Genomic DNA, 22,394 nt, shown 5'->3' with positions numbered 1-22,394 from the left:
CAGGCCCGTCCATGGCGAGCGACCCCTTTGCGACCCCAGCGCAAGAAATGGAAAATCATACGGAAATACTATGCGGCCGCGCTTTTCGGGCTCTCGAATTCAAACGCCGACCCCTCCTATTTGATGATCCGCAGACGATTCGGCCCGCGTTCCGCGGACAGCGTCTTGCCGGAGCAAAACCATGCAGGATCTTCTTTGGATCGGCATCATCCTCGGTCTCGTCGCCGCCAGCCTTGGCTATGCGCGCCTGTGCGACGACGCGTGAGAGGGCGACGCCGATGACTTTCGACCTCTGGCTCGCGGGGTTCACCGCGCTTGGCCTTCTATTCTATCTCGTCGCCGTGCTCGCGCGGCCCGAACGCTTTTAAAGGAGGGGCGCCATGAGCTTTCAGGGATGGCTCCTGATTGCCGTTTTCGTCGGCATCCTGCTTTTGTTGTGCCGGCCGATGGGCCAGTGGCTCTTCGCGCTTTACGAAGGTCGCCGGACACCATTGCACCATGTGCTTGGCCCCGTCGAGACGGGCTTTTATCGCCTGTCGGGGATCGACCCCGGCGAAGAGCAGGGGTGGCGCCGCTACGCGGTGCATATGGTGATCTTCAACACCGCGCTGCTGCTTTTTACCTATGCGATATTGCGCCTGCAAGGCGGGCTGCCGCTCAACCCTCTTGGGTTTGACGGGGCGAGCGAACATCTCGCCTTCAATACGGCGGTCAGCTTCACGACCAACACCAACTGGCAAAGCTATGGCGGTGAATCGACGATGTCGAACCTCAGCCAGATGCTCGGCCTCACTATCCAAAATTTCCTGTCGGCGGCGACCGGCATCGCGCTGGCCTTTGCGCTGTTTCGCGGTTTCGCTCGGCGGAGCGCGACGACGATCGGCAATTTCTGGGCCGATATGACGCGCGTCACGCTCTACCTGCTGTTGCCGCTCTGCGTCGTGCTGGCGATCTTCTACATCGCGAGCGGGGTGCCGCAGACGCTGGCGGGTTCGGTCGATGTGACGACGCTGGAAGGCGTCAAGCAGACGTTGGCGCTCGGCCCCGTGGCATCGCAGGAAGCGATCAAGATGCTCGGCACCAACGGCGGCGGCTTCTTCAATGTAAACAGCGCGCATCCGTTCGAGAATCCGACCGCGCTCACCAATTTGGTCCAGATGCTGTCGATTTTCGCGATCGGCGTCGGGCTGACCTGGACGTTCGGGCGGGCGGTTGGCGATCAGCGGCAGGGTTGGGCGATCCTCGCCGCGATGATGACGCTGTTCCTCGCCGGTGCTGCGGTCGCGTATTGGCAGGAAGCCGCCGGCAATCCGATCCTCCACAATCTGGGCGTGGCGGGCGGCAATATGGAGGGCAAGGAGGTGCGCTTCGGCATCGCCCAATCGGCGCTGTTTGCGGTCGTGACCACCGCGGCGTCGTGCGGCGCGGTCAATTCGATGCACGACAGCTTCACCGCATTGGGCGGGATGATCCCGCTGCTCAATATCCAGCTTGGCGAGGTCGTCGTCGGCGGCGTCGGCGCGGGCATCTATGGCTTCCTGTTGTTCGCCATCCTCGCGGTGTTTGTCGCCGGGTTGATGGTCGGGCGGACTCCCGAATATGTCGGCAAGAAGATCGAGGCGCGCGAGGTCAAGCTCGCGGTGCTCGCGATTGCGGTGCTGCCGCTGATGATCCTTGGCCTCACGGCCGTCGCGTCGGTGACCGAGGCGGGGCTAGCCGGCCCGCTCAACAAGGGGCCGCACGGCTTTTCCGAGATCCTCTACGCCTTCACCAGTGCGGTCGGGAACAATGGATCGGCTTTTGCAGGCCTCACCGCCAACACGCCCTTCTACAACGGCCTGTTGGGCGTGGCGATGTGGGTCGGCCGTTTCTTCATCATCATTCCGATGCTGGCGATCGCGGGCGGCCTGGCGGCGAAGAAGCATACGCCGGCGACGACGGGCAGCTTCCCGACCACGGGACTGCTCTGGACCGGCCTGCTGATCGGCATCGTGCTGATCGTCGGCGGCCTGACCTTCCTGCCCAGCCTCGCGCTCGGTCCGATCGCCGACCATCTCGCGATGGCGGGCGGCCAGCTTTTCTAAGGATAATCCAATGGCTCGGTCTGAAACCAAGTCCCTGTTCACGGCGGAGCTGATCGTTCCGGCGATCGGCGACGCCTTCCGCAAACTCAATCCTCGCGCGCTGATCCGCAACCCGGTGATGTTCACCACCGCGGTCGTGGCGACGCTGCTGACGATATTGCTCGTCGTCGGGCAGGATGGTCTTGCCACCGGCTTCAAGCTGCAACTCGTCGTCTGGCTGTGGCTGACGGTGCTGTTCGGCACCTTTGCCGAGGCGCTGGCCGAGGGGCGCGGCAAGGCGCAGGCGGCGTCGCTGCGCGCTGCCAAGGCCGAATTGTCCGCCAAGCGGCTGAACGAGGGCGGCTCGTCGTGGGAGAATATTCCTGCCAGCGCGCTCAAGGTCGGCGACATCGTGCTGGTCGAAACGGGCGACCTCATCCCGTCGGACGGCGAAGTCGTCGCGGGGGTCGCGTCGGTCAACGAAGCGGCGATCACCGGCGAAAGCGCGCCGGTGATCCGCGAGGCGGGCGGTGACCGCAGCGCGGTGACGGCCGGCACGCGCGTCATTTCCGACGAAATCCGCGTCCGCGTTACCGTCAATCCGGGCCAAGGCTTCCTCGACCGGATGATCGCGCTCGTCGAGGGTGCCGAGCGGCAAAAGACGCCGAACGAGATTGCGCTGACCCTGCTGCTCGTTGGGCTGACGATCATCTTCCTGATCGCGGTCGGCACCATTCCGGCCTTCGCATCCTATGCGGGCGGAGCCATCCCCGTCGCGATCCTCGCGGCGTTGCTGATCACGCTGATCCCGACGACGATCGCGGCGCTCCTGTCGGCGATTGGCATCGCGGGGATGGACCGGCTCGTGCGCTTCAACGTGCTCGCCAAATCGGGACGGGCGGTCGAGGCGGCGGGCGACGTCGATGCGCTGCTGCTCGACAAGACCGGCACGATTACCGTCGGCGACCGTCAGGCGACCGAGTTCCGCGCCGTTGGCGGTCAGTCGATGGCGACCCTTGCCGAAGCGGCGCTGCTCGCCAGCCTGGCCGACGAAACCCCCGAGGGGCGCTCGATCGTCGTGCTGGCCCGCGAGAAATTCGGCCAGACGACGGCCGATTTGCCCGTCGGCGCCGAAATCATCCCGTTCACCGCCCAGACGCGCATCTCGGGCATCCAGATCGGCGGCAGCGTGATCCAGAAGGGCGCGGTGGATTCGGTGCTGAAGGCCAATCCGGGCGCGGGCGCAACCGCCGCCGCGACCGAACTGCGCCGGATCACCGACGAAATCGCGCGCGCGGGCGGCACGCCGCTTGCCGTGGCGAGGGACGGCCAGTTGCTCGGCGCGATTTTCCTGAAGGATATCGTCAAGGCCGGCATTCGCGAACGGTTCGGCGAGTTGCGCGCGATGGGTATCCGCACGGTGATGATCACCGGCGACAATCCGCTCACCGCCGCGGCGATCGCGGCCGAGGCCGGGGTCGACGATTTCCTTGCGCAGGCGACGCCCGAGGACAAGCTCGCGCTGATCCGCGAGGAACAGCAGGGGGGGCGTCTTGTCGCGATGTGTGGCGACGGGACCAACGACGCGCCGGCGCTTGCGCAGGCCGACGTCGGTGTCGCGATGAACACGGGGACGCAGGCGGCGCGCGAGGCGGGCAATATGGTCGATCTCGACAGCGATCCGACCAAGCTGATCGAGGTCGTCGGGCTCGGCAAGCAATTGCTGATGACGCGCGGCGCGCTCACCACCTTTTCGGTCGCCAACGACGTCGCCAAATATTTCGCGATCATCCCGGCGATGTTCGTCGTGCTCTATCCCGGTCTCGGCGTGCTCAACATCATGGGGCTGACCAGCCCGGAGAGTGCGATCCTGTCCGCGATCATCTTCAACGCGCTGATCATCCCGTTGCTCGTGCCGCTGGCGCTGAAAGGCGTGGCGTATCGCCCGATGGCCGCGGGACCGCTGCTGGCGCGCAACCTTGCGGTCTATGGGCTTGGCGGCCTTGCGGCCCCATTTGTCGGCATCAAGCTGATCGACCTTGCGGTCGGCGGCCTGGGTCTCGTCTGAGGATATGACAATGAACAAGGATTTCACCACCGCGCTGCGTCCGGCGCTCGTCATGACGCTGCTGTTCGCTCTGCTGCTGGGGCTCGCCTATCCGCTCGCCCTTACCGGCATCGGGCAAGCGATCTTTCCGGATCAGGCCAACGGCAGCCTCGTTCGCGACCATGGCAAGGTCGTCGGTTCGACCCTCGTCGGACAGGCTTTCACGTCAGACCGCTATTTCAACACCCGTCCTTCGGCGGCGGGCGACGGCTATGACGGGCTTGCGTCGTCGGGCTCGAACCTCGGGCCGACGTCGCGAGTGCTTGCCGAGCGCGTGAAGGACGACGTCGCCAGATTTTCCGGAACCTCGCCGGGCCAACCCGTTCCTGCCGACCTGGTGACCACTTCCGCTTCGGGGCTCGACCCCCATATCAGCCCCGAAGCGGCTTTTTTCCAGGTCGATCGCGTCGCCCGTGTGCGCGGCATCGATCGGGCGGTCGTGCGCAAGATGGTCGGCGACAGCGTCGAGCATCCGTTGATGGCCTTTCTGGGCGAGCCGCGCGTCAATGTTTTCAAGCTCAATCGACGACTCGATGCATTTGGGTCTAAACCCGCTGCGTGACGACGACCGACCGACCATCGCCAGAATCCTTTCTGCGCCAGGCCGCGCAGGAAGGCCGTGGCCGTCTGAAGGTCTTTCTCGGCGCGGCGCCGGGCGTCGGCAAGACGTGGGAAATGCTTACCGATGGCCGGCAACGCCGTGACGCCGGGGTCGACGTCGTGGTCGGCGTGGTGGAAACGCACGGGCGGCGGGAAACCGAGGCGCTGGTCGAGGGACATGAGATCATTCCGCGCCGGACGGTCGATCATCAGGGGCACAGCCTGGGCGAGATGGACATCGACGCGATCCTCGAACGTCGGCCCGGCCTCGTGCTCGTCGATGAACTGGCGCACAGCAACGCGCCGGGAAGCCGCCATCCCAAACGCTATCAGGATGTCGAGGAACTGCTCGATGCCGGGATCGACGTCTATTCGACGATCAACATCCAGCACGTCGAAAGCCTGAACGACGTCGTCGCGTCCTTCACCCGCGTCCGCGTGCGCGAAACGGTGCCCGACTCGATTCTCGAAAATGCCGAGATCGAGGTGGTGGACATCCCGCCCGACGAGCTGATCGAACGGCTGCGCGAGGGCAAGGTCTATATCCCGCAGGAAGCGACGCGCGCGCTGTCGCACTTCTTTTCCAAATCGAACCTGACCGCCTTGCGCGAACTCGCGCTGCGCCGCGCGGCGGATGCGGTCGATGCGCAGATGCTCGACCATGTGCGCAGCCACGCGCTGGCGGGCAGCTTCGCGGTCGGCGAGCGGATTGTCGTTGCGGTCAGCGAACTGCCCGTCGCCGCCGAACTCGTGCGCGCGGGAAAAAGGCTGGCCGACGCGCTCAAGGCACCCTGGACCGCGGTCTATATCGAAACGCGCCGCAGCCGGGCGATGACCGACGACGATCGCAAACAGCTGGCCGACACGCTGGCGCTTGCCTCGCGGCTCGGCGCCTCGACCGCGACCGTTCCGGCGGCCAGCGTGGTCGATGGGTTGCGGGCCTTCGCCCTCGACGCGCGGGCGACGCAGATCGTCATCGGCAAATCGGCACGCCCCTGGTGGTTCGAGATGCGGCACGGGTCGGTCGTCGACCAGCTGGTGCGGACGATCGACGATGTCGCGGTGCATGTCCTGCCCGGCGACCCCGACCGGCAGGCGGCACCGCGCCGCGCGCTCGCGATGCCCGGCCGCTGGGGCAGGCCGTCCGATTATGGCTGGTCGCTCGCGATGGTCGCCGCGATGACGGCGCTGGGCCGTCTGCTGATCGAGGTGATCGACCTCGGCAATATCTCGCTGCTCTATCTGGTCCCCGTCATGTTCGCCGCCGCAACCTTCGGCCTGCGCGCGGGGCTGTTCGCCGGGCTGGCGTCGAGCCTCGCCTATAATTTCTTTTTCCTGCCGCCCACCGGCACACTGACCGTCAGCAACCCGGAAAATGTCATCAGCATCCTGGTGCTCCTGGGTGTTGCCATTGTCACCAGCCAGTTTGCGGCGCGGGTGCGTGCGCAGGCCGATCTGGCGCAGTCGAGCGCACGGCAGAATGCCGCGCTCGCCAGCTTCTCGCGCCAGCTCACCGCGGCGGCGGACCAGGACACGCTGATGCAGGCGATTTGCGCCGAGGTCGGCCGTCTGCTCGATGTCCGCACGGTGTTGCTGTTGCCCTCCGCCGACGGGCCGATGCTGCGTGCCGCGGTCCCGCCGGAGGATCGGCTGGAACAGATTGAGCGCGCCGCGGCGCAATGGGCGATGGACAATGAACAGGCCGCCGGGCGCGGGTCGGCGACGTTGACGGCGTCGGACTGGCTGTTCCATCCGCTTCGCACGACGCGCGGCGTGCTGGGCGTGCTCGGGCTGACGCGGGACGATGCGCGCGAGCCGGTGCGTTCGGATCAGGTGCCGCTGCTGATGAGCCTGCTCGATCAGGCGTCGATCGCGCTCGACCGCATGGAACTGGAGGAGGCGTCGCTCCGCGCGCGGCAGGTTGACGAGCGCGACCGGCTCCGCTCGGCGCTGCTGTCGTCGGTCAGCCACGACCTGCGCACCCCGCTCACGACGATCCTGTCCGCGGCCCAGGAAATGCAGCGTCATCCCTCTGCGGCGATGGCCCGGACGATCGAGACCGAGGCGCTGCGCCTCAACCGCTTTGTGTCGAACCTGCTCGACATGGCGCGCGTCGAGGCCGGCGCGCTGCCGCTGAAGGTCGAGGCAACCGACCTGTTCGACGCCGCCGCCAGCGCCGCGCACGACACGCGCGCCTCGCTTGCCCGGCACGAGGTTCAGGTCGACATTTCGCCCAATATCCCGCTCGTCCGCGTCGATCCTGTCCTGCTCCACCATTGCCTGATCAACCTGCTCGACAATGCCGGGCGCTATGCCGACCCCGATACGCCGATCATCATTCGCGCCCGGCGCACGGCCGACGCGATCCGGCTGTCGGTGATCGACCAGGGACCGGGCATCGCGGCGGGGAACGAGAAGCGCGTCTTTGAAACCTTTACGCGGTTGGAGGGCAGCGACCGCGCGAAGCATGGCACCGGGCTTGGCCTCGCGATCGTCAAGGGCTTTGCCGAAGCGATGGGGCTGGGCGTCGAGGCAGGAAACAATGCCGATCCCCACGGCGCCTGCTTTACGATCAACATCCCCGACGTGCTGATCATCACGACCCCGGCCGACAAGGATATGCCATGAAAGTGCGTCACAAAGTCCTGATCGTCGATGACGAGATGCACATACGGCGGCTGATCCATGCCGCGCTTGCGCGCGCCGACTATGCGATCGTCGAAGCCGAAAACGCCCGCGATGGGCTCGAACGGCTGCGCGACGAGCGCCCCGACATCACCCTGCTCGACCTGGGCCTGCCCGATCGCGACGGGCTGGAGCTTGTCCCGCTGGTCAAGCAGCAGTCCGATACGACGCTGATCGTCGTGTCGGCGCGCGACGCGACCGAGGAAAAGGTCGCGGCGCTCGACCTGGGTGCCGACGATTATTTGACCAAGCCGTTCGATACCGATGAACTGCTCGCGCGCGTCCGCGTCGCGCTGCGCAATCGCCTGACCCGCGATGGCGGCAATCTGACCCTGTCGGTCGGTGACGTGACGATAGACCTGGTCGCCCGGACGGTCACCAAGGCGGGGCGGGAAATCCATCTGACGCCCAAGGAATATGGCGTGCTGGCGCAATTGGCGCGCTTTCCCGGCCGTGTCATCACGCACAACCAGATCATGCGCGAGGTCTGGCCGCACGAGCATGAGCATCATGTCGAATATCTGCGCGTCCTGATCCGCACGCTGCGCCAGAAGCTGGAGGCCGATCCGCAGCAGCCGCGCATCATCTGCAACGAATTGGGCATCGGATATCGACTGCGGCTCGGCGGCGACGGCCTGGCCGACGAAGCGGCGGGCTGAAAACATACGCAATCCCTATGCGAACGGGCGCTGCCCGCTCTCGATTTCCTATGGGACCATGCGTAATTGAGTGGCCTCCGATGGAGGCGCATATGACGAAATGGCATGAAACGCGCGCGGCGAACCTGGGTTTGCGAGCGGGCGGCATCTGTCTTCTTGCTATCGGCTGGTCGATCGTGGCCCGGCTGCATTCTGTGCCGCCGGGTGCCGCGGCGCGCGATGCGACGTCGCTTGTGATGCTGCTGGCCGGGATCGCCTTCCTCTGCGGCAGCGCGGGAAGCGCGTTGCTGTTCGTCGGGCCGGGCCTGTGGGACAGCGTCGAGGTTTCGGAGCGCTGGCGGCGCTTGCCATAGGAAATGCCCCGGCGCAGTCCCCTGCCGGTCCCGGCCCTAACGACGGAGCGGGGGAGCACCTTCCTGCAATTCGGGGCGCGCGGCCGCCACCGCGGGCAGCGCGCGTGCGGCGTCGGCGGCAGCGCAAAGCCGGGGAAAGGGCGCGAGGTCGACCGAATAGCGTTCGGCGCTGTCGATCTGGGGCACGAGGTAGCAATCCGCGAGCGTCGGGGTGTCGCCGAAGGCGAAGTTGCCGCCATGCCGCCCGACCAGCGTTTCGAGCGCCGCGAACCCGTCGGTGATCCAGCGCGCGATCCACGCCTTTACCTGCGGGTTTGTCGCGGCAAAGTCGCCGCGGATTGCGTTCAGGACGCGCAGGTTGTTGAGCGGGTGGATGTCGCACGCGATCAGCGCCGCCATGCCGCGGACGGCCGCCGCATCGTCGATGTCGCCGGGCAGCAGCGGCGGGGTCGGCCACTTCGCGTCGATCCATTCGAGGATCGCCGGGCTTTCGATCAGCACCCGGCCGTCATGCTCCAGCGCGGGCACCAGATGGTGCGGCGCGATCGCGGCATAGGCGTCGCCATGCTGTTCACCCGCGAGCAGGTCGAGCGGTTGCTGGCGATAGGCAAGCCCCTTCAGCCCGAGCGCGATACGGACGCGATAGGCGGCGCTCGAGCGCCAGAAACCGTGGAGGAGGATGTCGGTCATGCCGACCACCTACGCCCGCCGCGGGGCGACGGCAACTGCGTCAGGCGCTTGATGGGCCCCGGCCCACGGTCGTGCGCGCCCATTCGGCGAGACGGCCGTGGCGCTTGATCGTCTTGAGGCACACCACGGTCTTCAACCGCTGGACCCCGGGCAGTTTCGACAGATTGTGGCGAAGCAGTTCGTCGAGATGATCGGCCGAGCGCGCAAAGATTTTGAGCAAATAGTCGCTTTCGCCCGCGGTGGTGTGGCATTCGACGACGGCGGGATGCGCGAGCACCGCGGCCTCGAACTCGGTATGCGCGTCGAAGCGGATCTGGACTTCGACAAAACTCTGGACGGCGAGGCCGATCGCGATCGGATCGAGGCGCGCCGAATAGCCTTCGATGACGTGGCTTTCCTCAAGGTTTTTCACGCGCGACCAGCAAGGCGATTTGGACAGGCCGATCTGTTCGCCCAGGTCGGCATAGGATTGGCGGCCGTCGCGTTCGAGTTCGGCGATGATCTTCCAGTCGATTTTATCCATGCGTTCCGTCCTGATCTGATTCCCGGCAAAATGACGAGGCCGCGAGGTGTAAAGGCGGAACATTATACTGCAAAACATAATATATGCAGAACGAAGATTGAATTTTGGTTTGTCGGAAGGGCCAAATCCGCACAATGTTTGCCGCGTCGCGCGTTAATCTGGTGGCCGAAGGTTTGGAGAGAGACCCGTGGCCGCGACACATATTTTCGATGCACCGCCCGAAGGTGTCGCGGCCGATTGGACGATGCCGCAGAATTGGCACGCCTTTACCGCGCAGCAGCATGAAACCTGGCGGGCGCTGTTCGACCGGCAGTCGGCGGCGCTCGACGGATATGCGTGCCGCGCCTTTCTGAACGGCCTCGATATTCTTCGCCAACTGAAGCCGGGGGTTCCGGATTTCGCCGAACTCAATGCGCTGTTGAAGCCGGTGACGGGATGGGACGTCGTCGCGGTGCCGGGCTGGATACCCAACAAACCCTTTTTCGAGCATCTGGCGAACAAGCGCTTTCCCGCCGCCAATTTCGTCCGTCCGCCCGAGCAGATCGCCTACAGCGAAGAGCCCGATATGTTTCACGACATATTCGGCCATATTCCGATGCTGACCGATCCGGCCTTTTCGGACTTTCTCGTCGCTTATGGGCAGGCGGGGCTGCGCGCCGAAACGCTGGGGGCATCGGACTTTCTCGGGCGGCTGTGGCTCTACACGGTCGAATTCGGTCTCGTCGTCGAGAAGGGCGAATTGCGGGCGTTCGGCGGCGGGTTGATGTCGAGCTTTGCCGAGATGCTGTCGGCGCTGACCGCGGCCGAACCACGCCGCATCTGGCTCGACATCGAACGGGTGATGCGCACGCGGTATCATTTCGACGCGTTCCAGCAGAGCTATTTCGTGGTCGCCGGCTTCGAGGATTTGCTCCGCGCGACAGAGGAAACCGACTTCGCCAGCATCTACCGCAAGATCGCCGAAGAACCTGCGCTCGAACCCGGGGATGCCTGGCGCGGCGATGTCGCCTATGACGGACGCCTGCCGGCTGCACCGGCAAGCGGAGAGGCACCCCTATGATCAGGCAGACACGCGACGGCGGCACCGACATTTTCGAGACCGAGATCGACGGCGAGACGATCCAGTGGGACAATGGCCTGACCTATGCGCGGCACCTGCAAACCGCGCAATTGCTGTCGGCACAAGTGCCGGTGTCGGACAAGCCCGACGAAATGCTGTTCATCATCATGCACCAGACGATGGAATTGTGGTTGAAGCTGGTGCTGCACGAGGGGCGGCTGGTCGTCGACGCGATCAAGGGCGACCGGCTGGAGATTGCGGGCAAGGGGCTCGACCGGATCGCGACGATCCAGCGCCACATGATCCACAGCTGGGAAGTGCTCGCGACGCTGACCCCGCATGACTTCCTGACCTTCCGCGGCTTCCTGCGCCGCGCATCGGGCTTTCAGTCGCAGCAATATCGCGAGCTGGAATATCTGCTCGGCAACAAGCGCGGCGACATGATGATCGTCCATAAGGACGATCCGCAAGCGACCGCGCGGCTGCGCGCGACGTTCGAGGCGCCGTCGCTCTATGACGAACTGCTCCGACTGCTCGCGCGGCGCGGCTTCGACATTCCCGCCGATCGTCTGGAGCGCGACTGGACGAAGCCATATGAGGCGTCGGAGGGCGTCGAGAAAGCGTGGCTGGCGATCTACACCGACCCCGACCGGCACTGGGATCTCTACACGCTCGCCGAAAAGATCACCGGGCTCGAATATTATTTCCAGGAATGGCGCTTCAAGCACATGAAGACGGTGGCGCGGGTGATCGGGCACAAGCCGGGGACGGGCGGATCGTCGGGGGTCAATTATCTGGTCAAGGCGCTGAGCCTCAGCTTCTTTCCCGAACTCTGGTCGATGCGCACCGAAATGGCCGCGCCGCGTGAAGGCGGCGACTATGCCGAAGGGAAGGGCGCATGACCCGGATCTGGGATATTTCGCAGCCGCTGCACGCTGCCGTGCCGATGTGGCCGGGCGAACCCGCCTTCGCGCTGCACAGCCATGCGGTGATCGGTGACGGCTGCCCTGTCAATGTCGGCGGCATGTTCACGCCGCTGCACGCGGGCACGCATGGCGATGCGCCGCTGCATTATGCCAATGACGGCGCCTCGTCGGCCGACTGCGACCTCGATCCCTATATTGGACCATGCGTGCTGCTCGACGTCCGCCACGCACGCGGCCGGGTCGAGATTGCCGATGTCGACTGGGATGCGATCGAGGGCGCCGAGCGCGTCCTGCTGCGGACCTATGAACAATTCCCGCATCAGCAATGGGACAGCGATTTCACGGCGATCGCCAGCGATGTGATCGCGCGGCTTGGCACCATGGGTGTGCGCCTGATCGGCACCGATGCGGCCTCGCTCGATCCCGAACAGTCGAAAACGCTCGACGCGCATCAGGCGGTGAAGGCGGCCGATATGCGGATATTGGAAGGGCTGGTGCTCGATGACGTGCCGCCAGGGCGATACGAACTTGTCGCGCTGCCGCTCCGCATCGTCGGCGCCGATGCCAGCCCGGTGCGCGCCATTTTGAGGGATATCGCATGACCGACACGCTGCTTGCGACCGATGTGTCGGCGCTCGACGCCACCGATCCGCTCGCGCCTTTCCGCGACCGCTTTCACCTCCGCGAAGGCTTGATCTATCTCGACGGCAATTCGCTCGGCGCGCTGCCCAAGGCGGCAGGCGCGCGGCTGGCCGAGGTCGTCGGCAACGAATGGGGCGAGGGGCTGATCACCTCATGGCTCGGCGCCGAATGGTCCACCGCGCCGCGGCGGATCGGCGACAAGATCGGGCGGCTGATCGGCGCCAATCCGGGGGAGATCGTGGCGACCGATTCGACTTCGGTGAATATTTTCAAGGGATTGACTGCCGCGCTTTCATTGCGGCGTGAACGCACCGTGATCCTGTCCGAAGCGACGAATTTCCCGACCGACGTTTATATGATGCAGGGCATCGAGGCCTTTTCGGGCGGCCGCGTGAAGGCGGTCACCGTGGCCCCCGACGCCATCGTAGAGGCGCTGAACGCGGATGTGGCGGTGCTGCTGTTGACGCAGGTCCATTACAAGTCCGGCCGCGTCCGCGACATGGCCGCGATCACGCGGGCGGCACATGATGCGGGCGCGCTCGTCGTCTGGGATCTGAGCCACAGCGCGGGGGCGATTCCGGTCGACCTCAATGGCGCCAACGCCGACTTCGCGATCGGCTGCGGCTATAAATTCCTCAACGGCGGCCCCGGCGCGCCCGCCTATCTGTTCGCAGCGGCCCGGCACCATGCGGCGACCCCGGTGCTGTCGGGCTGGTTCGGGCACGCGCGGCCTTTTGCGTTCGAGGACGATTATGACCCCGCCGCCGGGATCGAACGTTTCCAGTGCGGCACCCCGCCGGTGCTCGGCCTGTCGGCGCTCGAAGTCGGCGTCGACCTGATGCTTGAGGCCGACATGGCCGAAATCCGCCGCAAGTCGCTCGCGCTCGGCGACCTGTTCATCGCGCGGATGCAGCCTTTGTGCGACGTCTATGGCTTTGAACTGATCACCACACAGGATCATGCGACACGCGGCAGCCAGGTCGCCTATGCGCATCCGCAGGGTTATGCGATCGTGCAGGCGCTCAAGGAATATGACGTCATCGCCGATTTCCGTGCGCCCGATATCTTGCGCTTCGGCCTGACGCCGCTTTACCTGCGTTACCGCGACATCGTCGAAACGGTGGAGCGGCTCGAAAAAGTCTGTGCGACGCGCGCGTGGGACAAGCCGCAATATCATCAGCGGGCGGCGGTGACATGAGCGAGGCGTCGGCCCCCATCCTGCCCAAATCGCGCGTCGCCGCGGTGCAGGCCGCGCCGGTCTTTCTCGATACGGGCGCGACGGTCGACAAGGCATGCGCGCTGATCGCCGAGGCCGCGGGGAATGGCGCGCAGCTCGTGGCCTTCCCCGAAGTGTTCGTTTCCGCCTATCCCTATTGGAACTGGCTGATGACGCCGATCGAGGGCGCGGAGTGGCACGAGCGGCTGTACCGCGCATCGGTGCGTGTCGATGGTCCGGAAGTCGCTGCATTGTGCGATGCGGCGCGAAACCACGGCTGCACCGTGGTTATCGGCATCAACGAACGCGATCCGGTCAGCGTCGGCACGCTCTACAACACGAACCTGATCATCGGCGCCGACGGCCGCCTGCTCGGGCGGCATCGCAAGCTCGTCCCGACATGGGCTGAAAAGCTCACATGGGCGGGCGGCGACGGCAGCTCGATCCGCGTCTATGACACGCCGGTCGGACCGCTCGGCACGCTGGCGTGCGGCGAGAATACCAACACGCTCGCGCGCTTCGCCTTGCTGTCGCAGGGCGAACTCGTCCATGTCGCCAATTATATCGCGCTGCCCGTCGCGCCTGCGTCCTACAATATGGCCGAGGCGATCAAGATCCGCGCGACCGCGCACAGCTTCGAGGGCAAGCTGTTCACGATCGTCGCCTGTTCGGCGGTGAGCGAGGAGATCATCGCGGCGATGAGCGCCGACCGCCCGCAGAACCGCGATCTGCTCTCGCGCCCGAACAGCGCCTGGTCGGGGGTGATCGACCCGCACGGCAATCTGGTTGGCGAGGCGCTGATCGACAACGAAGGCATCGTTTATGCCGATATCGACCTGGGCGAATGCATCCGGCCCAAGCTGATGCACGACATCATCGGCAGCTATAACCGTTTCGACATCTTCAACCTGACGGTCGACCGCACCCCCCGTGCGTCGGCCATGTTCGTCGACGCCCCGCCGCCCGACGATCCCGACGAGGAGGCGCCCTGATGACAGGCAACACGACTATCGACCCACGCGACGATGTGCTCGGACGCGCGCGGGTTACCGACACGCCCGAACTGGAGGCGTTTTATCAGGAGCTTGCAGGGCGCAATGCAGGCGCCTTCTGGAAGCGCGCCAACGCGATCGAACCGTGGGAACCCGAAACGCGCTATCGTCCGACGCTGTGGCGCTACGCCGACATGCGCGCCATGTGCCTGCGCGCGCTCGATCTGGTGAAGCCTGAGGAAGCGGGGCGCCGCGTCGTGACGTTGCTCAACGACAGCGATGCGGGGCGCGAGAATGTCGCCGTATGCGGCTGGCTGTTCAGCGGGATGCAGGCGATGCGCCCCGGAGAAATCACCCCCGCGCACAAGCACACCGCGTCGGCGCACCGCTTCATCATGGAGGGGAAGGGCGCCTATACCGTCGTCGACGGTCATCCCATCACGCTCGGCGCCAACGACTATGTGCTGACGCCGGGCGGCTGCTGGCACGACCATGGCGTCGTCGCCGACGGCGAGGTGTCGATCTGGCAGGACGGGCTCGACATTCCGCTGATGAACAGCCTCGAGACCAATTTTTACGCCGTCTATGACCAGCCCGCACAGGCGGCGGCCTTTCCGACCGACGACCTGCCGCTGACCTATGGTGGCGGGTCGCTGCGGCCCGAAGGCATTGGCGCTTGGGAAAAACCCTATTCGCCGGTGATGGTCTATCGCTGGGACGCGACGCGCGACGCCCTGTGGAATCTCGCGAAGGTGTCGGACGGATCGCCTTTCGACGGGCATATGCTGCGTTATTCCAACCCGCTGACCGGCGGCTGGGCGCTCCAGACGATGGGCGCGCATATGCAAATGCTCAAACCGGGCTTCCGCGGGCGGGCGCACCGCCACACCGGCAACGTCGTCTATAATGTCGCGGGCGGGCGCGGCTATTCGATCATCGGCGGCGAGCGGTTCGACTGGGGCACGCACGACATCTTCTGCGTGCCGGCCTGGGTGTGGCACGAGCATGTCAATCTCGACGCATCCGAGGAAGCCTTCCTCTTCTCGTTCAACGACTTTCCCGTGATGGAGGCGCTCGGCGTCCGGATCGAGGAGGCCCTTCTAGACAATGACGGACATCAACCATGCGCTTTGTGACCTATCGCACGATCGAAACCGAACCGCGGCTCGGCCTTGTCCACGGCGGGCTGGTGATCGACGTCGAATATTTCGGCGATGCGATCGGGCACGACCTGCCGTCGACGATGCTCGATTTCATCGACCTGGGCCCGGTCGCCTTGCGCTTCCTCAAGGAAGCCGTCGGCGCGGCGACCACCGCCGATCTGGTCGGCACCTCGCTGCCGGAGGGGAATGTGACCTTGCTCGCGCCAATCCCGCGACCGCGAAAGAATATCTTCGGCATCGGTCTCAATTACACCGAGCATGTCGCGGAATCGGCGCGTTCGCTCGACACCTCGAACGAGCTGCCGCAGCAGCCGGTGATTTTCTCGAAACCCCCGACCGCGGTCGTCGCGTGGAACGACCCGATCCGCCATAATGCCAAGGTCACGCAGCAGCTCGACTGGGAAACCGAGCTGGCGGTGATCATCGGCAGCACCGCGCGTCATGTCGCTCAGGACGACGCGCTGGGCCATGTGTTCGGTTATACGGTGATCAACGATGTGTCGGCGCGCGACTGCCGCCGCGCCGGGCAATGGATCGTGTCGAAGGGGCAGGACAGTTTTGCGCCGATGGGGCCTTGCATCGTCACGGCGGACGAAGTGGGCGATCCACATAATCTGGGCATCCTGACCCGCGTCAACGGGGTCGAAAAACAGAACAGCAACACGCGTTTCATGCTGTTCAACGTGCCGCAACTGATCGCCGACATTTCGAGCGTGATGACGCTGGAACCTGGCGACATCATTGCGACCGGCACGCCCGCGGGGGTCGGCGCCGGGCGCGATCCACAGGAATTCATGTGGCCGGGCGACGTCGTCGAATGCACCGTTGAGGGCATCGGCACGTTGCGCAACCCGATCGTCGCGGTCTGAACGCGATGAACCGGCCCATCCGCATCGGGCAGATCGTGCCCAGTTCCAACGTCACGATGGAAACCGAAATCCCCGCGCTGCTTCGCGCCCGCGAAGCCATCGCGCCGGAACGCTTCACCTTCCATTCGTCGCGGATGCGGATGAAGACGGTGACAAAGGAAGAACTCGCGGCGATGGACGCCGATTCGGACCGCTGCGCGCTCGAACTGTCCGACGCCGCGGTCGACGTCCTCGGCTATGCCTGTCTTGTCGCGATCATGAGCATGGGGGAGGGCTATCATCGCGTGTCGGAGGCGCGGCTGCATCGGCGGACGGTGGAAAATGGCGGCGCCGCACCCGTCGTCACCAGCGCCGGGGCGCTGGTCGAGGGCCTCGCCGCGCTGAAGGCAAGGCGCATTGCGCTCGTCGCCCCCTATATGCGGCCGCTTACGCAAATGGTCGTGTCTTATGTTCAGAATGAAGGCGTTGAGGTAAGCGACTGGCTTGCGCTGGAAATCCCGGACAATCTGGAGGTCGCCGCGCAAGACCCGGCCAATTTGCTCGATCATGCCAGGCGGCTCGACCTCACCGGCATCGACGCGCTTGTCCTCTCGGCGTGCGTCCAGATGCCGTCGCTGCCCGCGGTGCAGAAGGTCGAGGATGCAATCGGTATTCCGGTCGTCTCGGCCGCCATCTGCACCGCGCACCAGATGCTGACGCGGCTCGGCCTTTCAACCCATATCTCCGGCGGCGGAGCGCTGCTTTCGGGTCGCTACTGATTCCTTCGGCTGCGCCGGCAGGGCGGGGGTGCAATCGACGCGGCGGCTGCGCATTCGGCCCGGTCTGCGGGGTGTCTTGGGCGCGCGCTCTTGCGCGGCGCGTCTTCGGGCATATGCTTGGCGACGAACGGGGCCGTGGCGGCCCTGAAGGAACTCGATGTTTGAACTTTTCGCTTTTCTTGCCATCGTCATCCTGGGCGTGCTGCTGTCGGATACACGGACCCGGCTGAAACGCGCCGAAAAGATCCTCGCCGAAACCATCGGGAAGCCCGGCGCGGCGCAAGGCACCGCGAAAGCCACGGTTGCCAAGGCCAAGCCAGCCGCAGACCCGCAAAGCGAAGCGACGACCGTGATAGCGGCGCGAGCGGCGGCCAAGGACAGCGCGCCGTTGCCCGCGCTGACGCAAAAGCAGGGCCAGATAGCATCTGCGCCGGGCGGGGTCGACGCCAGGCCATCGCCGCCACCGGCGCCTGAATCGAAAACCCCGGCCACCCCCGCGAAGCCCGCTCCCCCCGCCAATCTGTCCGCGCGTTTCGAGGATCTGTTCGGCAAGACGCTGCCGATCTGGGCCGGGGGCATCACGCTGGCGATCGCCGGGGTGCTCATCGTGCGTTATGCGATCGACCTCGGCTTCTTTGCCCGGGTCTTCACGCCGGGCGTGCAGGTGCTCGCGGGCATCCTCTTCGGCCTCGCGCTTGTCGGCGCCGCCGAATATGCCTGGCGCAACGAAAGCCGGGTCCGCGACCTGCGCGTGGCGCAGGCGCTGTCGGGCGCCGGGGTGGCGACGCTATATGCCGCGATCATGGTCGCGGCGAACATCTATGGCTTGATCGGTCCGCTGCTCGCCTTTTTCGCGCTGGCGCTCGTCACCGCGTCGGCGCTTGCGCTCTCGCTTCGTTTCGGCCCGCCGAGCGCGCTTCTGGGCCTCGCCGGCGGGCTTGCGGCACCTGCGCTTGTCGGCGCGCTCGAACCCAATGTCCCGCTGCTCGCCGTCTATCTGTCGCTGACTATCGGGGCGTTGACCGGCGTTGCGCGGATGCGCGGCTGGCCGTGGCTGGCGCTTGCCGCACTTGTCGGCGGGGCCGGGTGGAGCGCCTGGATGATCCTGCTCGGGGGCGCGTTCGACACGCTGGGCTCGCTGTCGATCGGCGGTTATGTCCTGCTGCTCGGGATCGCCATCCCGCTTCTTGCCTATGACGGTCCACGGGCCGCGCTGCTGCGCGGGGCGGCGGCGATCGTCGGCGCGTTGCAACTCGCGCTGCTGGTGGCCTATGCGGGCTTTGCGCCGCTCCATTGGGGGCTGTTCGCGCTCCTTGCTGCGGCCGGGCAATGGCTCGCATGGCGCGAAAGCAAGCTGGCGATGGTGCCGACAACCAGCCTTGCGCTGTCGATCCTGCTGATCGCGCTGTGGCCCGATCCGACGCTCTTCTGGTTCAGCCTTGTCGGGCTTTCGCTGGCGTCGATCCATGCGCTGCCGTTGCTCGCGCGCCTGTGGGCGCCGCCGGCCGACCTGCGCCGTACGCTGGAGCTGTGCGCGCTCGCGCTCGCGCTGCCGCTCGTTGCCAAGTGGCAATGGTGGGACATGCCGGACGGGGCGCTGGCGCTTGTCGCGCTGGTCGGCGGACTGTTGCTGGCGACCGCGATCGCGCGCGGGTGGCGTGTCGAGGGCCGTGCGGCCGACCGCCGCTTCGCCTGGTTGACCGGAACCGCGGCGGCGCTGATCGCGCTCGCGCTTGTGCTGACCCTGCCGGTCTGGCTGGCGGCGGTCGCGGTTGCGCTGGTGGCCGCGGCGCTGTTGCCGTTTGGAAGGATGGCGGGTGATCGCCGGATCGAATGGATTGCGGTCGGATTTTTCGGTGCCGCGCTCGTCGGCCTGATCGCCACGCCGCGGGCGCTCGACGAACTGCCGCGGCTGGCATCGGGCACCGAGATGGCGTCGGCGGAGGCATTTTTGCGTTGGGCCGCGCTGACGCTCGGTGCGCTGCTATTCGCGGTCCGTGCCGAGCGGCGCGTTGTGCTCTGCCTCGGGCAGGGCTTTGCGGCTGCGCTGGCCTATGGTGCCGCGGCGCAGTTGCTCCCGGCCACGTTGCTCGTCCTTGTCCCCGCGTTGGGGATCGGCGCGCTGCTGCTCGCGGCACGGCGCTTCGGTCTGGGCCGCGTCGGGATCGGCGCCGCGATCCTGGCGGCAATCGCGCTCGGCTGGGCAGCGATGCCCGTCGCCTTCTGGGCCGGAAAGGCCGCGCTGTCGCTGGCTGGCGTGCCGATGCTGATCGACGGCGGCATTCTGGCCGTGGACGAGTTGGTCCGCCGCCTGGCGCTTCCGGCGCTGATCTGCGCCGTGCCGCTGTGGCTCCAGCGTGAAACATTGCCGCGCTGGCTTTCGGTCGGCGGGATGGCAATAGCCGGGGCGATCGGAGTCGTCGCGGTCCATACCCTCTATCGTCTTGGCTTCGCCGCGCTGGTCGGGGATGATTTCGTGGCGACCGGCATAGCCCAGCGCCTCGTCTGGGAGACGCTGCTGATCGGCCTCGGCTGGTTGCTGTGGCGGCGCGGCATTACCATCGGCGCGCAGGTGCTGGTGATCGCCGGGACCGCGCACGCGCTTGTCTATGGACTTGTCCTCCACAATCCCTTGTGGGCGCAGCAGGCGGTCGGTGGCTGGCCGCTCGTCAACCTGCTCGCGCCGCTCTTCCTGTTGCCGTGGTTTGGTTTGCGGTTGGCCGGCAAGATGGTCTCCCCCGCGTCTGCGCGCCTCGACCGCGGTATCCAGTTGCTGACTATGCTGCTCATCGCCACTTTTGCCCGGGCCAGCCTGCGCCAGCTATTCCACGGCAGCCTGCTTGTCGAAGCAGGGGTCGCTCCGGCGGAAAATATCCTGCGCTCGCTGCTGATCCTGCTGTTGGCGATCGGTTTCCTATTGTGGGGCATCCGGCAGCATCACCGCGACTGGCGCCTCGCTTCGCTCCTGCTGATGCTGGGTGCCGTCGGCAAGGTGTTCGTTTTCGACGCTTCGGGGTTGGAGGGGCTGCTTCGTATCGGTTCGTTCGTCGCGCTCGGGTTCAGCTTGATCGGGATCGGATGGCTCTACAGTCGACAGCTTCGCGCTGCCGGACCGCCACCTGAGATCGACGAACCGGGAATAGGCGGGGCATGAGGCCGGTTGCCCGCGCCGCGCGACCGAATGCGCATCATGTTGTTGATGGGGCACATCGCAGCCCGTATGGGGGCGCGGCAGCGTCGGCTGTCTTTCGCAATAACGGTCTGTTAACTGATGGCGGTTGACTAAGTGCCTATTTGAAAGCGCACAATGGTCATCACCGCATATCTCGAAGAACATGAACGGTCGGGCGGCAAGCGGCGGAATGCGCGGCGGAACTTGCGGCTCCAGACCAAAGGCGTCAGCGCCGCACGCGGCGCGACCGAGGTGCTTGTCCATAATATATCGGCATCGGGTCTGCTGATCGAAAGCCCCGCAGCGTTGGCGCCCGGCGAAGAAATTGCCATCGAGCTTCCCCATGCCGGGACGACGGCGGCGCGAGTCGTATGGGCGAGCGGCCGACTTTACGGCTGCGAGTTCGACGTCGCGCTGTCGGCGGGTGCGCTGAGCGCCGTGGAACTGCGCAGCACGGTCAGTCGCGATATTGCCTCGCCAGAAAAACAACCTTCTGCGCTTCCGGCGGAAGATTTCGGGGTGCGCCTGAAACAATTGCGCAAGGCAAAGGGGATGACACAGGCGCAAATGGCAGCCCAATTGGGCGTCAGCATGCCCGCGATCTGCGCCTGGGAAACTGGCAAGGCGCGCCCGCGCGACGCGCGAATGAAAGCGCTGGCGGGGGCGCTCGGAATCCCGATGTCCGAACTTTTCGGTCCCGACGTTCCCGAAATGCTGGAAGACCTGCTCGCCAGGAGCCGCGAACAAATCGCTCGCGTCGTCGGCACAACGCCCGACAAAATACGGATAATGGTCGAAATATAGGCGGCCGATGGCGCCGTCGGCCTGTCTCCGCGAAGGTTAATGTCCTTAACCATGGCAATTAAACACAATTTTAGACGGGCGGCCTAGAACGTCTCCTGAAACAGGAGGCACGCTATGCCAAAGGCAGGATTTAATCGGAGCGCCGCGGCGCTGGTCGCGATCGCGGCGGTGGCGACACCGGCTGCGGCATCCGACGGCACGTCGTTCGCGATCTTTGCGCGCGTGCCGACCGTCTGTCAGGTCAGCGTCGCATCGAACCCGTCGCTGCCCTTTCAGGCCGGGGCGAACAACCTGGGCACGATGACCGAGCTGTGCAACAGCATGGCGGGCTACACGGTAACATTGAACCACCCTGCCGGCCTGACCGATGCGTGGGTCGAAATCGGCAGCGCGCGCGTCCCGATTTCGGCGACGGCGACGCACACGGTCATCGTCGACGCCGCGTCGGCGGAGTTTCGCGAACGCCCGCTTCGGCTGGTCCTGTCGGAAGACGACCTGCATGGCGGCGACGTCGCGCTCAGCCTCGATGCCCAGCCCAAGGGTCCGGTTTTCTGACCCCTTGAGGGCAGGCGGCGATCAGCCGCGCGTGGCGGAACATCCTTCGCCGCCCGACAGGCCGAGACGCGGCGAAAAGGTCAGGGTGACGATATCGCTATAGGCGCCAGCCGGTGCCTTGCGCAGATCCTCGCCGTTCAGTTCGACTTGCAGATTATGGGTGCGCCCACCCGGCGCCGGGGTGCGGTCACATACCAGCCGCGTCCGGTCTGACACCGGGAATCCCGACAATTTCAGTCCATAGGCAATCACCGCGTCGTCGCGGCCGGATCGTTTTAGCGCACCGCGTTCGCTGTCGATACGGATGTCGTATGGAATGGTGGACTGCGCGGTGACGGTGAGGCCGCGAATCTGGTTTCCGCCGAGCGCGTCCACCTTGCCAAAATCGATGCGACCGCGCCGGATACCCGCCGAACCGATGAAGGTGGAAATGCGTTCGGGAACGCGCAGATTGACGGCGACCTGCGCGCCCGTCTGGATGCTGCGGTCGATTTCATCGCGGCCGGAATAGCAAATGAAGCGCAATTCCAGCGGTTGATAATAATCGCCCGCGCCGA

At 65.6% G+C, this 22,394-nt stretch carries 21 protein-coding genes; 18 read left to right on the top strand and 3 right to left on the bottom strand.

From position 1 onward, the window contains the following. Positions 1 to 278 precede the first annotated feature (278 nt). The 7 genes from A3E77_RS13910 to A3E77_RS13880 all read left to right on the top strand — a co-directional run bounded on the left by A3E77_RS13910 (position 279) and on the right by A3E77_RS13880 (position 8,467). Positions 279 to 368, top strand: coding sequence for a potassium-transporting ATPase subunit F (locus tag A3E77_RS13910; RefSeq protein WP_293646957.1), 90 nt, complete (start codon positions 279 to 281; stop codon positions 366 to 368). 12 nt (positions 369 to 380) lie between these two features. Continuing rightward, positions 381 to 2,084: a potassium-transporting ATPase subunit KdpA gene (gene kdpA / locus A3E77_RS13905; protein ID WP_293646955.1), complete on the top strand. Its 1,704-nt coding sequence runs from the start codon at positions 381 to 383 to the stop codon at positions 2,082 to 2,084. Between the two features lie 10 nt (positions 2,085 to 2,094). After that, the gene (gene kdpB / locus A3E77_RS13900) at positions 2,095 to 4,131 is read left to right on the top strand and encodes a potassium-transporting ATPase subunit KdpB (RefSeq protein WP_293646953.1); all 2,037 of its coding nucleotides are present in this window, start codon (positions 2,095 to 2,097) and stop codon (positions 4,129 to 4,131) included. Between the two features lie 10 nt (positions 4,132 to 4,141). Next, positions 4,142 to 4,732, top strand: a complete 591-nt coding sequence (gene kdpC / locus A3E77_RS13895; protein ID WP_293646951.1) for a potassium-transporting ATPase subunit KdpC — start codon at positions 4,142 to 4,144, stop codon at positions 4,730 to 4,732. After that, positions 4,729 to 7,398 carry a sensor histidine kinase gene (locus tag A3E77_RS13890; RefSeq protein ID WP_293646949.1) on the top strand — a complete coding sequence of 890 codons (2,670 nt, stop codon included), beginning with the start codon at positions 4,729 to 4,731 and terminating at the stop codon, positions 7,396 to 7,398. The genes kdpC and A3E77_RS13890 overlap by 4 nt, the downstream gene beginning before the upstream one ends. Continuing rightward, on the top strand, positions 7,395 to 8,114 hold the full coding sequence (locus tag A3E77_RS13885) for a response regulator (protein WP_293646947.1): 720 nt from the start codon (positions 7,395 to 7,397) through the stop codon (positions 8,112 to 8,114). Before A3E77_RS13890 ends, A3E77_RS13885 begins: the two co-directional genes overlap by 4 nt. Positions 8,115 to 8,206: 92 nt before the next feature. After that, a complete protein-coding gene (locus A3E77_RS13880; RefSeq protein WP_293646945.1) occupies positions 8,207 to 8,467 on the top strand; it encodes a hypothetical protein in 261 nt (86 codons plus the stop codon). A 36-nt stretch (positions 8,468 to 8,503) separates the two neighbouring features. Here the strand turns inward: A3E77_RS13880 and maiA are convergent, their stop codons facing one another. Together maiA and A3E77_RS13870 are read right to left on the bottom strand one after the other, a co-directional pair. Continuing rightward, complete coding sequence (gene maiA / locus A3E77_RS13875) at positions 8,504 to 9,157, bottom strand: maleylacetoacetate isomerase (RefSeq protein WP_293646943.1); 654 nt, start codon at positions 9,155 to 9,157, stop codon at positions 8,504 to 8,506. A gap of 40 nt (positions 9,158 to 9,197) precedes the next feature. After that, on the bottom strand, positions 9,198 to 9,680 hold the full coding sequence (locus A3E77_RS13870; protein ID WP_293646941.1) for an Lrp/AsnC family transcriptional regulator: 483 nt from the start codon (positions 9,678 to 9,680) through the stop codon (positions 9,198 to 9,200). A gap of 187 nt (positions 9,681 to 9,867) precedes the next feature. Between A3E77_RS13870 and phhA the strand changes: the two genes are divergently transcribed. The 11 genes from phhA (at position 9,868) to A3E77_RS13815 (ending at position 21,837) form a co-directional block, all read left to right on the top strand. Beyond that, positions 9,868 to 10,740 (top strand): phenylalanine 4-monooxygenase, encoded by an 873-nt coding sequence (gene phhA / locus A3E77_RS13865; protein WP_293646939.1) that lies wholly within the window; start codon positions 9,868 to 9,870, stop codon positions 10,738 to 10,740. After that, positions 10,737 to 11,642, top strand: a complete 906-nt coding sequence (locus A3E77_RS13860; protein ID WP_293646937.1) for a tryptophan 2,3-dioxygenase — start codon at positions 10,737 to 10,739, stop codon at positions 11,640 to 11,642. Before phhA ends, A3E77_RS13860 begins: the two co-directional genes overlap by 4 nt. Beyond that, positions 11,639 to 12,268, top strand: a complete 630-nt coding sequence (gene kynB, locus A3E77_RS13855) for an arylformamidase (RefSeq protein ID WP_293646935.1) — start codon at positions 11,639 to 11,641, stop codon at positions 12,266 to 12,268. Before A3E77_RS13860 ends, kynB begins: the two co-directional genes overlap by 4 nt. Beyond that, complete coding sequence (gene kynU, locus A3E77_RS13850) at positions 12,265 to 13,506, top strand: kynureninase (protein WP_293646933.1); 1,242 nt, start codon at positions 12,265 to 12,267, stop codon at positions 13,504 to 13,506. The genes kynB and kynU overlap by 4 nt, the downstream gene beginning before the upstream one ends. Beyond that, positions 13,503 to 14,516 (top strand): carbon-nitrogen hydrolase family protein, encoded by a 1,014-nt coding sequence (locus A3E77_RS13845; protein ID WP_293646931.1) that lies wholly within the window; start codon positions 13,503 to 13,505, stop codon positions 14,514 to 14,516. Before kynU ends, A3E77_RS13845 begins: the two co-directional genes overlap by 4 nt. Beyond that, a complete protein-coding gene (locus tag A3E77_RS13840) occupies positions 14,516 to 15,652 on the top strand; it encodes a cupin domain-containing protein (protein ID WP_293646929.1) in 1,137 nt (378 codons plus the stop codon). The genes A3E77_RS13845 and A3E77_RS13840 overlap by 1 nt, the downstream gene beginning before the upstream one ends. Beyond that, complete coding sequence (locus A3E77_RS13835; RefSeq protein WP_293646927.1) at positions 15,640 to 16,548, top strand: fumarylacetoacetate hydrolase family protein; 909 nt, start codon at positions 15,640 to 15,642, stop codon at positions 16,546 to 16,548. Before A3E77_RS13840 ends, A3E77_RS13835 begins: the two co-directional genes overlap by 13 nt. 5 nt (positions 16,549 to 16,553) lie before the next feature. Next, entirely contained in the window at positions 16,554 to 17,306 is a 753-nt protein-coding gene (locus tag A3E77_RS13830; RefSeq protein WP_293646925.1) for a maleate cis-trans isomerase family protein, read from the top strand. Positions 17,307 to 17,463: 157 nt separating this feature from the next. Beyond that, the gene (locus A3E77_RS13825; RefSeq protein ID WP_293646923.1) at positions 17,464 to 20,460 is read left to right on the top strand and encodes a DUF2339 domain-containing protein; all 2,997 of its coding nucleotides are present in this window, start codon (positions 17,464 to 17,466) and stop codon (positions 20,458 to 20,460) included. A gap of 153 nt (positions 20,461 to 20,613) precedes the next feature. After that, a complete protein-coding gene (locus A3E77_RS13820; protein WP_293646921.1) occupies positions 20,614 to 21,282 on the top strand; it encodes a helix-turn-helix domain-containing protein in 669 nt (222 codons plus the stop codon). Positions 21,283 to 21,396: 114 nt separating this feature from the next. Continuing rightward, the gene (locus A3E77_RS13815) at positions 21,397 to 21,837 is read left to right on the top strand and encodes a hypothetical protein (protein ID WP_293646919.1); all 441 of its coding nucleotides are present in this window, start codon (positions 21,397 to 21,399) and stop codon (positions 21,835 to 21,837) included. A gap of 21 nt (positions 21,838 to 21,858) precedes the next feature. On the opposite strand, the gene A3E77_RS13810 is transcribed toward A3E77_RS13815, so the two are convergent. Further along, positions 21,859 to 22,394: hypothetical protein (locus A3E77_RS13810; RefSeq protein WP_293646918.1), on the bottom strand; the 536-nt coding region annotated here is incomplete at its 5' end.

The sequence above is a fragment of the Sphingopyxis sp. RIFCSPHIGHO2_12_FULL_65_19 genome, assembly GCF_001830555.1.
In the GTDB taxonomy this organism is placed as follows: Bacteria; Pseudomonadota; Alphaproteobacteria; order Sphingomonadales; family Sphingomonadaceae; genus Sphingopyxis.
This window is presented reverse-complemented; position numbering and strand designations above follow the sequence as displayed.